General features: G+C 36.2%; 12 protein-coding genes. 3 read left to right on the plus strand and 9 right to left on the minus strand.

The features are described from left to right. The first annotated feature begins 304 nt into the window (after positions 1-304). Complete coding sequence (gene punC / locus H4K35_RS15110; RefSeq protein WP_182628758.1) at positions 305-1,492, plus strand: purine nucleoside transporter PunC; 1,188 nt, start codon at positions 305-307, stop codon at positions 1,490-1,492. Between the two features lie 67 nt (positions 1,493-1,559). Here the strand turns inward: punC and H4K35_RS15115 are convergent, their stop codons facing one another. Both H4K35_RS15115 and H4K35_RS15120 read right to left on the minus strand, forming a co-directional pair. Then, complete coding sequence (locus H4K35_RS15115) at positions 1,560-1,700, minus strand: hypothetical protein (RefSeq protein WP_182628759.1); 141 nt, start codon at positions 1,698-1,700, stop codon at positions 1,560-1,562. Between the two features lie 220 nt (positions 1,701-1,920). Then, on the minus strand, positions 1,921-2,412 hold the full coding sequence (locus tag H4K35_RS15120) for a hypothetical protein (protein WP_182628760.1): 492 nt from the start codon (positions 2,410-2,412) through the stop codon (positions 1,921-1,923). Between the two features lie 284 nt (positions 2,413-2,696). Here H4K35_RS15120 and H4K35_RS15125 point away from each other — a divergent pair, with 284 nt between their 5' ends. Beyond that, entirely contained in the window at positions 2,697-3,224 is a 528-nt protein-coding gene (locus tag H4K35_RS15125) for a hypothetical protein (RefSeq protein ID WP_182628761.1), read from the plus strand. Between the two features lie 81 nt (positions 3,225-3,305). On the opposite strand, the gene H4K35_RS15130 is transcribed toward H4K35_RS15125, so the two are convergent. From H4K35_RS15130 to H4K35_RS15150, 5 genes are all read right to left on the minus strand, one after another. Further along, on the minus strand, positions 3,306-4,571 hold the full coding sequence (locus H4K35_RS15130) for an aminotransferase class I/II-fold pyridoxal phosphate-dependent enzyme (RefSeq protein ID WP_182628762.1): 1,266 nt from the start codon (positions 4,569-4,571) through the stop codon (positions 3,306-3,308). Between the two features lie 234 nt (positions 4,572-4,805). Further along, a complete protein-coding gene (locus H4K35_RS15135; protein WP_182628763.1) occupies positions 4,806-7,211 on the minus strand; it encodes a thiamine pyrophosphate-dependent enzyme in 2,406 nt (801 codons plus the stop codon). Between the two features lie 236 nt (positions 7,212-7,447). Further along, positions 7,448-8,083: a nitroreductase family protein gene (locus tag H4K35_RS15140; protein ID WP_182628764.1), complete on the minus strand. Its 636-nt coding sequence runs from the start codon at positions 8,081-8,083 to the stop codon at positions 7,448-7,450. Positions 8,084-8,096: 13 nt separating this feature from the next. Continuing rightward, positions 8,097-9,050 carry a phosphoribosylaminoimidazolesuccinocarboxamide synthase gene (locus H4K35_RS15145; RefSeq protein ID WP_182628765.1) on the minus strand — a complete coding sequence of 318 codons (954 nt, stop codon included), beginning with the start codon at positions 9,048-9,050 and terminating at the stop codon, positions 8,097-8,099. 26 nt (positions 9,051-9,076) lie between these two features. Next, positions 9,077-11,062, minus strand: coding sequence for a thiamine pyrophosphate-dependent enzyme (locus H4K35_RS15150; RefSeq protein WP_182628766.1), 1,986 nt, complete (start codon positions 11,060-11,062; stop codon positions 9,077-9,079). Positions 11,063-11,318: 256 nt separating this feature from the next. Here H4K35_RS15150 and H4K35_RS15155 point away from each other — a divergent pair, with 256 nt between their 5' ends. Further along, on the plus strand, positions 11,319-11,423 hold the full coding sequence (locus H4K35_RS15155) for a 30S ribosomal protein THX (RefSeq protein WP_182628767.1): 105 nt from the start codon (positions 11,319-11,321) through the stop codon (positions 11,421-11,423). A gap of 97 nt (positions 11,424-11,520) precedes the next feature. On the opposite strand, the gene H4K35_RS15160 is transcribed toward H4K35_RS15155, so the two are convergent. Both H4K35_RS15160 and H4K35_RS15165 read right to left on the minus strand, forming a co-directional pair. Further along, positions 11,521-11,709: a hypothetical protein gene (locus tag H4K35_RS15160; protein WP_182628769.1), complete on the minus strand. Its 189-nt coding sequence runs from the start codon at positions 11,707-11,709 to the stop codon at positions 11,521-11,523. Positions 11,710-11,967: 258 nt separating this feature from the next. Beyond that, on the minus strand, positions 11,968-13,245 hold the full coding sequence (locus H4K35_RS15165; RefSeq protein ID WP_182628768.1) for a hypothetical protein: 1,278 nt from the start codon (positions 13,243-13,245) through the stop codon (positions 11,968-11,970). Positions 13,246-13,392: the final 147 nt, after the last annotated feature.

The raw sequence follows: 13,392 nt of genomic DNA on the forward strand, positions 1-13,392 counted from the left end.
AAATGACACCTGTTGAGTTTGAAAATAAATGGTTTGGAAAAAGTACTTTTTCCAAACCATTTATTACTATATTTAATAATGAAGTTAATGTTTAAAAACGGTCAACCATATTTAGGGATGTACATAGTGAGTAATTCACTCTTTACCATTCACTCTTTACCATTCACTCTTTACCATTCACTCTTTACCATTCACTCTTTACCATTCACTCTTTACCATTCACTCTTTACCATTCACTCTTCACCATTCACCACTCACTACTAAAAAAACCGTACTTTTGCAGATTCTTTAATTTTTAAATTATATGCCAAAGCAAAATAAAAACAGTTTTTTCTTTTTAGTGTATTTAGCCGGTTTAAGTATTATTGGTTTTTTAGCCACAGACATGTACCTACCAGCCTTTGAAACCATGCGTGTTGACTTACAGACAACTAAAAGTAGCATTAGTTCCACCTTAAGTTTATTTTTAGCGGGTTATGCTATTGCCCAATTGATGTGGGGACCTATTTCGGATAAAATAGGCAAACCCAAAACCATTGTGATTGGTCTGATGATCTTCACCCTTTCTTCCTTGGTCATTTACTTCACAGCGAGTGTGACGGTCTTTTTGATCCTGCGTTTAATTCAAGCCATTGGGGTTTGTGCCGCAGCAGTGAGTTGGCAAGCCTTGGTAATTGAGCGCTATCCCAAAGAGGAAACCAATCGCGTATTTGCTACTATTATGCCTTTAGTGGCGCTATCTCCTGCTCTAGCTCCTCTATTAGGGGTATATCTATTGGAACACTTCGGTTGGCGTTCTATTTTTATTACCCTAGCGGTTATTGCGGTACTCTTGATGGTATACACCTTTACGTTACAAGATAAAAAAGCAACAACGTCTAGTGAAACAGAAGCGACACCACCAACTAAATCCCTATCTTACTGGGCGATATTACAATCAAAAGCCTATGTAGGCAATGTGATGATTTACGCGTTTTGTTCAGCCGCTTTCTTTGCTTGGCTAACAGGATCGCCTTTCTTTTTAAAGGAAATGGGCTATAGTGAAGCCGAAATCGGTTTTAGTTTCGTACCCCAAACCATTGCCTTCTTAATTGGTGGTTTTGGCTATCGAACGTTATCTTCCAAAATAGACGGTACCAAACTGACGGCTTACTTTGTATCCTTGTTTGGATTAGCCATTATAGCAACCGCTGCCTTAGCCATCTTCACCACACCAACGCTGACAAGCCTGTTGATTCCATTCTGTTTTATGGCCTTAGCCAATGGAGCCTGTTACCCTATTGTCGTAGCAGAAGCGTTAAAGCTTTATCCTGAAAACTCTGGAAAAGCAGCAGCTTTACAAAATACCATTCAGCTAGGCATGTGTTTCATAGCCAGTGCAATTGTGTCTTTATTTTCAAAAGACGCTTTGTTTTCAACGGCTCTAGTCATGGTTGCCACTATTCCACTAGCCTTTTGGGCTTTGACTTGGACCAAGAAAAAGATAACGTAAACAACAACTCTTTACGTATAGCCAAGGGTGTTTCTAAAAAGAAACACCCTTGTTATTTATAGGGATATCACTTCTTTACTTTGTAAATAGCAAACAATCCTGGTGCTAGTAGCAGCAAAAACAGTGGATTATAAGGACTGACTATAAAAGCATAAATCAGCAGCAAGACCAATAGAAGGCTCAGAAATAAGCGGAGTTTTTTATTCATCTTAATACAGTTTAAATTCGAATAGAAACACCAAAAACAACGCCAAAACCACCTTAATCTATCGTTATTTTAAATTTAAACCACTACTAATCAAATAAATACAAGTGAAATAACAAAATTCACTTCTAACGACAAAAAAGGACAAGATTATACAATCTTGTCCTTTTCTTATTTTATTCTTTGTGTCCAAAATGACTTTGGAGCATCTTATCTAATACAATTATTCAATCAAAAAGCGGATATCCTTATTAAACTTTTTATCGACAACAACAACCGCATAGGGATATACAGCCTGTGCTAATTCGTGTTCTTCTTCTTCTACACAATAAGTCAACTCAATAAAATCATCTTTTTCCTTCAAACTATTGATTGAAAAAGAAGTTTCTAGTTTGCTTGGCAGTCCTACTAAAGCCAAGACAAACGACTTTGAAAAATCAACGTCCTCTATCACTTGATTTTTGTCCTTCTGATCGAATAAACGTTCAAAATGCGCTTTACTCGTAATCTTTACATGTTGAACCCCTTGATTTGATCCTTGGGTTTTTAATACGTATTGGTCGTTCACTACAAAGGGAACCGCTGTTACTTTATATAATTTAATCTCGTCTGTCTGCTCAACCGTATTAGCTTTGATCACCTCCTTCTTCTCCCCCATACATTGTACGAGCATAAAACTCAATAGTACAATCCAACAAAAATTTTTCCTTTTCATCACTTTCTTTTTTATAGCTATAACGTTTTATTTCTCCTAAAACGTATGTTCTTTTTCGTGTATTTAATTTTAATAAAAATTAAACTAAAATTGTTAACAAATATAAGGATAATTATTTTTGAATCACATTTCAACAACATCTTTTACACAAATACATGATATATTGTTTAAACTATATTAAAATAATTTAAAAGTAACAAGAATACAAAAATAATTGCTCTATTTTATATAGAAAAAAGAGATTCGATTGTTTTGTATCTTTGACTTATGCTAAAAAAAGAGATATGTGTAGATATGGAATGACGACTTACAAACCGCACTATGTTTGTTTTGATTGTCAAAAAACGTTTAAAAGGCGCTTATGGAATGATATTAAAGGAGGTACTAAAGTTGATTCTGCAGCCAAATGTCCCCAATGTGGTAATCTAATGGCCAATATGGGAAAAGATTTTGAAGCGCCAAAGAAAGGAAACAACAAAGCTTGGCAACACATCAAAGATTTATATGAAGTGGGGATCACGTGGCATTCTTGCGGTTGTACAGGTCCTGGCTATATTCCGAAAGACAAAGCAACCCTACTCCTCTATTTTCAAGAAATCATCCAACAGTACGAAAAAGAGCTTTTGTTTTGGCGCTCTCGTATAGAACCTGAAACAAAAAAAGATATTCTCAAAGATGAACAGCGCAATTGGCAAAAGCTATCAGCCGTTAAATCCAATCGAAAAAAAGAAGTAATCACGAACCAAGAGGGAATTGATTATTGGATTGGAAAGATTAAGGAGGTAGAATTAGTGCTTAGAAAGATTGAGTAGAGGAATTCAAAAATGCCCAAACAATTTCCGTTTGAAAATAAAAAAAACTCGAAACTAAAAGTTTCGAGTTTTTTTATTTATTTATGCATTTGATACATCTACTGTAGTTTCAGCAGCAATACGCTTGTATGTTCCGTTTTCTAGTTTCTCTCGAATTGCTTCGTAAGCCGCTAGTGTTTCTTGGATATCTTCCATCGTATGTGTTGCCGTAGGAATCATTCTCAGTAAGATAATTCCTTTAGGAATAACTGGATAAACTACGATCGACAAGAAAATATTGTAATTCTCACGCAAATCGTTTACCATCACCATTGCCTCTGGAATACTTCCTTCTAAGTATACTGGCGTAACACAAGTGTTGGTATCTCCAATATTAAATCCTCTTTCTTTTAATCCATTTTGAAGTGCATCAACATTCTCCCATAATTTTGCTTTTAAAGAAGGTTGTGTACGCAACAATTCTAAACGTTTTAAGGCTCCTTTTGTGAAAATCATTGGCAATGACTTTGCAAACATTTGAGAGCGTAAATTGTATTTTAGGTAATCAATAATATCTTTATCTGCAGCAACGAATGCTCCAATACTAGCCATTGACTTAGCGAAAGTAGAGAAATACACGTCAATACCATCTTGACATCCTTGCTCTTCTCCAGCTCCAGCACCTGTTGCACCTAAAGTACCAAAACCATGTGCATCATCCACTAGCAATCTAAAGTTATATTTTTCTTTTAAAGCAACGATTTCTTTTAGTTTTCCTTGTTGTCCACGCATTCCGAAAACACCTTCAGTAATAACTAAAATACCTCCACCAGTTGTTTCAGCCATTTTAGTTGCGCGCTCTAAGTTCTTTTCGAAACTTTCGATATCGTTGTGCTTGTACGTAAAGCGTTTCCCCATGTGTAGGCGAACACCATCGATAATACACGCATGCGAATCAACATCGTAAACAATAACGTCATTCTTTGTTACTAATGCGTCAATAATAGACACCATCCCTTGGTAACCGAAGTTTAACAAGTAAGCAGCTTCTTTGTGTACAAAAGCAGCTAACTCATCTTGAAGTTGCTCATGCACTGTAGTGTGACCAGACATCATACGCGCACCCATAGGATAAGCTGCTCCGTATTCTGCAGCTGCCTCAGCATCTACCTTTCTTACTTCTGGATGATTTGACAACCCTAAGTAATCATTGATACTCCAATTGATTACTTCTTTTCCATGAAACATCATACGATTTGATAAAGGTCCCTCAAGTTTAGGAAAAACATAATATCCTTCAGCTTGTGACGCCCATTTTCCTAATGGTCCTTTATTCTTCTGTATTCTGTCAAATAAATCATTTACCATAATATAACTATGTTTAAAAAAACAAATGCAAAATTACTCATATTTTGTATGCTTTCATAATAAATTAGAGAGAATTTCTCAGATTATGGATTATTTTCTATTCCTCTTTTTTCAAAAACAATTACAATCTAATAATTTACAAATTAAAAAAAATAGTTTTAATACCCATCATATGTCAGCTAAAATTATCAAATAAATAAAAACCTCTCAATATGAGAGGTTTTTGTGCGATTATTAATACAATTTGGGAAACTTTTTTGGGTTTACTTCATGCATAATAGCATAAACTCTTTCGTAAACATCTTCTGCTGAGGGCTTACTAAAGTAATCCCCATCCGTGCTATAAGCCGGTCTGTGCTCCTTAGAAGTTAGTGTTTGCGGCTCACTATCTAAGTGACGGTATCCTTTTTGAACTTCTATAATTTGTTGCAACAGGTAAGCAGACGCTCCTCCTGGCACATCTTCATCCACCACCAACAAGCGATTGGTCTTTGCCAAACTCTTCACTACATCGTGGTTCAAATCGAATGGCAATAGAGATTGTGCATCGATGATTTCTACGTCAATGCCAATTTCCATCAATTCTTTAGCTGCTTGTTCGATAATGCGCAAGGTTGAACCGTAAGAAACAATTGTCAAGTCGCTTCCTTCTTTAATTGTTTCCACTACTCCAATTGGCGTTTTAAACTGACCTATATTGTTTGGCATCTTCTCTTTCAGACGGTACCCATTCAAACACTCGATCAATAAAGCAGGCTCGTCACTTTCTAATAGCGTATTGTAAAAACCAGCGGCTTTAGTCATATCACGAGGCACTAAAACGTGCATACCACGAATCGCGTTGATAATCATTCCCATTGGTGAACCTGAATGCCAGATTCCCTCTAAACGGTGTCCACGCGTACGAACGATTAAAGGTGCTTTTTGACGCCCCACTGTTCTATACTGTAATGTAGCTAAATCATCACTCATGATCTGAATCGCATACAACAAATAATCTAAATATTGAATCTCAGCAATAGGACGCATTCCACGCATTGCCATACCGATTCCCTGACCTAAGATTGTCGCTTCACGAATACCCGTGTCTGTTACACGTGTTTCTCCGTGTTTCTCTTGTAATCCTTCCAATCCCTGGTTAACGTCTCCGATATTACCTGAATCCTCTCCAAAAACGGTTACATTTTTGTGGTTCGCCAAGATATAATCGAAGTTATCGCGTAGAATTACACGGGCGTCCACTTCTTCTGCATCTGCATCGTAGGTTGGCAACACCGCTTCCACGTGTTGTGCTTTGTCTTTAGAAGTTGAATATAAGTGTGAACTATATCGCGGTTGTACGTTTTCGTAGTATTTTTCAATGAACTGCACCACTAACGCTTTGCTGCTTTCTTGGATAATCAAACGCAATACTTTACGAGCTGCAACCATCACATCACGGCGAATAGGCTCTTTTAACCCTTGTAAATCAGCAATGTGCTTTTCAATGAATACTTTATTTGGACTTTGAGCGGCTACTTGTTGTAAAACAGCAACCAACTCATCTCTTTCTGCAATAATTGGATCAAGGTATTTTCTCCACGCTTCTTTTTTGCCGTCAAGAACTTGTTTCTTCAAGTCTTTGTCTAGCGCATCCAACTCTTCTGCAGTAGCGATATTGGCTTCAATCATCCAATTTCTCATTTGCAAGATACAATCTTGCTCTGCCTCCCAAGCTAAGCGCTCTTTACTCTTATAGCGTTCATGCGACCCTGAAGTAGAGTGTCCTTGTGGTTGTGTTAGTTCTTGTACGTGAATCAGCACCGGAACGTGCTCTTCTCTAGCGATTTGAGCTGCTTTTGCATAGGTTTCTACTAAAGCGGGATAGTCCCATCCTTTTACGCGTAGAATCTCATAGCCGTTTCCGTGCTCGTCGCGTTGAAACCCTTTTAATATTTCAGAGATATTTTCTTTTGTTGTTTGGTATTTTGCGTGTACGGAAATTCCATATTGGTCATCCCAAACACTCATTACCATTGGCACTTGTAATACTCCTGCTGCATTAATTGTTTCAAAGAACAATCCTTCTGAAGTCGATGCATTTCCAATTGTTCCCCAAGCTACTTCATTTCCATTGATTGAAAATTGCTGGTCTTTATCTGCCTCAGGAATGGCTCTATAGTATTTTGACGCTTGCGCAAGTCCAAGTAAACGAGGCATTTGCCCAGCCGTTGGAGAGATATCTCCACTTGAATTTTTTTGTGCTGTTAATTGCTTCCAGTTTCCATTTTCATCCAAACTGTGCGTAGCAAAATGCCCCCCCATCTGACGTCCACCAGACATGGGATCATTTTCAATATTCGCATCACCGAATAAACCAGCAAAAAACTGTTGGATATTTAACTGACCAATTGCCATCATAAAGGTCTGATCGCGGTAATAACCCGATCTGAAGTCCCCATTCTGAAAAGCCTTAGCCATTGCTAATTGTGGTACTTCCTTTCCATCTCCAAATATCCCAAATTTAGCTTTTCCCGTTAATACTTCACGACGACCTAGTAAACTACATTCTCTACTGATCTTTGCAATTGTATAATCTTGAATAACCTCTTTCTTAAAATCTTCAAAAGAAAGTGCTGTGTTTTTTTTATTTTGACTCATCGCGTAACCTAATATTTTACAGGATACGAATATAAAATAATCCAAACAAAAAAGCTAATTTAAACCGCAGTAATATTGTGAATTAGCGCACTGTTATTTTAAGTATTACACACCAAAAGAGTAAAAATAATAAGGATTTAAAAATCATATCTTAAAAAAATGCTTTTGATTAGTAAATCCTCAATACAATAAAAGTAAAAAAGCCTTTGTTTAGTCAAACAAAGGCTTTTTTTATTTTATTCAATAACCGTTAGCATAGAAGCTAAGGGGAATCTCACTTTTTTCATTGGCATTAACCAATCGTTTTGGTGATCTCGCTCTCCTAAGGCAAGGATCGTTACACTTTTTAATCCTTTTTTGTCTAGTCCTAAAAAGGCATCCAATTGATCATTGTGAAAACCCTCCATTGGAGAAGCGTCAATCTTCAACTCTGCCGCTGCTGCGATAGCCATCCCAAACGCGATATACGCTTGTCTGGCTGCGTGTTGAAAGTGCTGCTCTTGCGTTAGAGGTGCAAAATTAGCTTTAATGCTATTCTTGAAATCATTCATCTCCCCTTTGGGCAATTCTCGGATTGCTTCCATATTGTCAAATACCGAATCAAGACGCTGATCTGTATATTCATCCCAAGCGGCAAATATCAAGACATGAGAGCATTCTTTAATTTGCATTTGATTCATTACAATAGGAAACAATTGTTCTTTCACCTCTTGATTTTTAACTAATATCATTTCAAAAGGTTGTAATCCTGAAGACGTAGGTGCTAAACGAGCAGCCTCGACAATTTGCATGACCTTTTCATCTTCTAGTTTTACAGCGCTGTTATAGCGCTTAGTAGCGTATCGCCACTTTAAATTATCTAATAACATCATGTGAATTCACTTTTTACATTGTAGCTAAAAAAGCCAATACATTTGTTTCTATTCGCTGATTAATATCTTGGACGTCTGCCTTTACAAAAGGCTCTCCTAAGATATGTTCATACAGCTCAATATAGCGCTCAGAGATTGATTGAATATAGGCTTCTGACATTTCGGGCACTTGTTGTCCTTCTTTACCTTGAAAACCGTTGCCAATTAGCCATTGACGCACAAATTCTTTTGACAATTGCTTTTGTGCCTCTCCTTTTGCTTGACGCTCTTCATACCCTTCAGCATAAAAGTAACGCGAAGAATCTGGTGTGTGAATTTCGTCAATTAACACGATCTTTCCGTCTTTGGTTTTTCCAAATTCGTATTTGGTATCCACCAAAATCAAGCCTCTTTCTGCGGCAATCTCACTCCCTCTTTGATATAAAGCTCTAGTGTATTGCTCTAGAACAAGGTAATCTGCTTCTGACACAATACCTCGAGCTAGAATATCTTCTCGAGAGATATCTTCATCGTGCAACCCTAATTCTTCTTTGGTAGAAGGGGTAATAATTGGTTGTGGCAAGGCGTCGTTTTCTTTCAATCCCTCTGGCAGGGTAACACCACACAATACTCGTTTTCCCGCATTGTATTCTCTAGCTGCATGTCCGGCCAAATACCCGCGAATCACCATTTCTACTTTGAATGGCTCACAGATATGCCCCACGGCAACATTGGGATCAGGACTCGCAATTAACCAATTGGGAACAATATCTTCTGTCATCTGCATGAATCGCGTAGCAATTTGATTCAGGATTTGTCCTTTGTACGGAATCCCCTTAGGCATGATCACGTCAAAAGCCGATAAGCGATCCGTGGCCACCATTACTAAAACCTGATCGGCAATGGTATACACTTCTCTAACCTTTCCGTGATAGACGCTTTTTTGGTTTGGAAATTTAAAATTAGTCTGTGTGATTGTGTTACTCATATATTTCTGTTGTGTAGTTCTTTTATTTAGTACGCTAATAGTTCTAAAAGCGCAGCCTCAAATCTACCTTTTGGTAAATATTGATCTTCTAAAGCTTTCACAAATGGGATAGCTGTTTCAATACTCGCTACTCGTTTTACAGGAGCGTCTAAATACTCAAAGCAGTTTTCCATTATCATTGCTGATATATCACTTGCAATACCTCCAAATAGGGTGTCTTCTTGCAAAATTATAACTTTATTTGTTTTCTTCACCGATTTGAAGATAGTTTCTTCATCTAAAGGCTGTAAGGTACGCAAATCAATTAAATCTGCTTGGATCTCTGGATGTTTTTCCAACGTTTCCAATGCCCAGTGAACCCCTGCTCCAAAGGAAACAATCGTTACATCTGCTCCTTCTTTGATCAAAGCGGCTTGACCGAATGGTATGGTGTAGTAATTACTTGGCACATCTTGGTAAATACTTCTATACAATTGTTTATGCTCAAAGAAAATAACTGGGTTTGGATCGTTAATTGCTGTATTCATCAATCCTTTAGCATCTACTGGGAATGCTGGATACACTACTTTTAATCCTGGTGTTTTTGTAAACCAAGCTTCGTTGGTTTGGGAGTGGAACGGTCCTGCTTGTGTACCTCCACCACATGGCATACGCACCACTACATCTGCTTTTTCATTCCAACGGTAGTGTACTTTTGCCAAATAGTTGACAATTGGGTTGAATCCTGTCGAGACGAAATCGGCAAATTGCATTTCCATAATTGCTTTTCCGCCATTGATCGAATATCCCATAGCAGCAGAAACGATTGAACTCTCACAAATTGGCGTATTGCGGATGCGCCCTTTTCCAAATTGCTCTACGAAACCATCCGTTACTTTAAAAGCACCTCCGTATTCTGCAATATCTTGTCCCATGATGATTAACTCTGGGTGTTTTTCAAACGATTGTTTTAATCCTTCTGAAATGGCGTCAATTAAGCGAATATTCTTCATCTCCCCGCTTGGTTCAACGTGCTCATACTCAAATGGCGCATACATATCGTTTAATTCTGTTTCGAGATTGGCCTGGATTGGCTCCTCTTCTTGGGTACGTTTCCAATCGGTGTCAATTTCCTCTTTGAATGCCGCTCTGATTTCTTCATCCATTGACGCTGTCAATACTCCGATTTCTTTCAAGTACGCACGGTAATTTTCAACTGGATCTTTTTTCTCCCACTCATCCATCAATTCTTGTGGAACGTATTTTGTACCACTCGCCTCTTCGTGTCCTCTTCTTCTGAAAGTCAAGAACTCAACAAGAATTGGACGTGGGTTTTCGCGCATCGATTTGGCTAATGCATCGATTTTTGTATATACCTCTAAAATATCATTTCCATCGATGATATGGCTTTCCATTCCATACCCAATCCCGCGGTCCGCTAAATTCTCACAACGGTATTGTTCATTTGTCGGTGTAGATAATCCATATCCGTTATTCTCAATCACGAATAATACAGGAAGTTCCCACACAGAAGCTACGTTTAAGGCTTCGTGGAAATCTCCTTCTGAAGTAGCTCCTTCTCCTGTAAATACAGCCGTGATTTTCTTTTGCTCACGCAATTTATGTGCTAAAGCGATTCCGTCTGCCACACCTAATTGTGGACCTAAATGCGAAATCATCCCTACAATATTAAACTCTTGTGTCCCGAAGTGGAAAGAGCGATCTCTTCCTTTTGTAAAACCATTTCCCTTACCTTGCCATTGAGAAAACAAACGGTACAATGGAATATCTCTAGACGTGAAAACACTTAAATTACGGTGCATAGGCAACACATATTCATCGCGATCTAAAGCAGCTACAATACCTACCGATATTGCTTCTTGCCCAATTCCAGAAAACCATTTCGACACTTTTCCTTGACGGATTAAAATAAGCATCTTTTCTTCAATCATTCTTGGTTTCAATAGCCTTTTATACAAATCAAGTAACGTTTGATCTGATAGGTCTTTTCGGTTATAATCTATATGTTTCATAATTGGTTTTAAAGGGCACTAAAATAAGGCTTAAATAGCAACTCTACAAACTAATTTACACAACATTTACACAGGAGAAAGAATCGCGTTTTAACCGCTGATACTTTTACCTCAACTAGAGTGAAATCCCCCTGCTACCTCTTCTTTTTTTGACTACTAAAAGAGCTGATTCTTACAATTTTATCTTCAAAAAATTTATTTTTATCGTTAATATTCGTATCTTGGGAAATCGAATGTTAAACTTTAATTTTTTATTATGGGAAAAGGAGATTTAAAAACAAGAAGAGGTAAAATAGTAAATAAATCATATGGTCGCCGAAGACCTAGAAAGGCTAACAAACCCTCTTCACCTAAAGCATAAGTATTACATACAATCAAGCGGATGTTTTAATAAAAAACATCCGCTTGATTTTTTTAGTCTTTTTATAGATTAAATAACGAGCAATCCGTGCCTTCATCTATCCCATAAACAATACCACAACTTCAATCTCATACTCTAAGCCTGTATAATTACGACCCGAACTCAAATAATACTCTTTTGCAGTTGAAACAACTTTATCTTCTACCAGATTTTGATTAATATAATTAACATCTAACGTACGGATTGCCCGCAATCGGGTGTCGGCAGGACAAGGCGGGTGAAACAAAAATCTTTCTTAAACCGTATAAAGCATTGGGTGTAGTCTAAGGTACGGATTGCAACCTTAAATCCGCGCGATCAGGGATTTCATTAGGATATCCAAATTGAAATATAATCACCTTTCAAGCGATACTTATAACTAGCCGAAAATGTACTTGTATCAAAAAACTCATATAAAGGAAAAACCTTATTATTTCGTAACATATGAAGATCTTGTCCCTCATAATCTATTCCTTTATTAAAGTATTGAAATGACATAATGATATTAATTAATTGTTATTAATGGATATTTTTTTTTGTCATGAACGAGATAAACTTCCTTTAGTGACTTCTTATCCTTTATCAGTATATTATATAAGGTACTTGACGTTGCAACCGAATCATTTTCAGTATTTTTAATAATTTGTTGTTCTAACAAATAAGTATTTCTATTAGGAGCTTTACTCAAGATATTTACAATATCGTCGTCTTTTACATAATTTCCAAGATTACTAACTCCTGAGGTATAACCTTGATAAATCCACGCCCAATACAGCTCAGCATTCGCATCATATAAATAAAAAGAGTTTTTTTTAGTATAGATTATCTGATTAGACTGCCCCATATAATGAATGGAACTAAATAAAAAATCTGAAAAAAAAATATTCTTTGTATTTACCAAAACTAATTCTTTGCTATCTATAATATTAACATCTGAAGGCAAAATAATTTCAAATCTAGAATACAATTGATCTGTTTGGATTGAGTCCAAAATGACTTCGTTCCAAGGAACATTATATTTAGTAAGTATTTTATAAAAATTGAGATCATGTTTGTCATAAAGTTTCTTGTGCAAATCAAAGTCATGTAAATTATAAAACGTATATGGATCACTATCAAATTGTATATCAATATTAGAATTATACTTCTTATCAATTATAGCATGAAGCTCATTGTTTTCATTATAAGAAAAAATATAGTTATCATTTAAATGACCATACTTAGTCATAACATAAACTTCTCGTAGTTGTTTATCCGCTCTTGAAAAGAAATATTTATTTAAAAGTTTTAAACTATCCTTATCTTTCAAAAACTTACTCAAAATTAAATTTTCATTATTTTCCTCATAATTATATATATACTCTTCACAAATCTTATCCCCCATAAGGTCACTTACACAAAGTATTTCTTTTTCCAAAAGACGCTTTTTTTGATCAAAAATAAAATTATGTTCAGTTTGTTTTCTCAGATTATTCTCCGAAGAATCTGAGAAAAATAACCTATTATAATCATGATAAGTAATTTGCTTAACACCTTTAGGCGCTGTAAAATATTTGTATGGATAATAATAAAACTCGTTTAATAATTCATTATTAATTTTATCGTTATTAACATCATTACTTTGGAACAATGAATAACTACTACCAATAAAGAATATGTTTTTAAATGAATACCCCCTATCATAAATGTCTGCCTTGGATTGTTTTCCACTATAAGGAACAACTTGTCCATAACTACATAACACAACGAGAATAAAAAATAATATTAAACTATACCATTTCATTCTTATCAACGATTTTAAATCGTATGCACCCGAGCAAGTACATCTTGTGAGATATAATTATTCTTCTACAACGTTTGAGTTTAATGTTTTATAGTTATGAGGATATAAATCTGTAATGTTCTTGTGGTTGATAGATTGAATATTTTC

This window comes from Myroides sp. NP-2, assembly GCF_014145665.1.
Lineage (GTDB): Bacteria > Bacteroidota > Bacteroidia > Flavobacteriales > Flavobacteriaceae > Flavobacterium.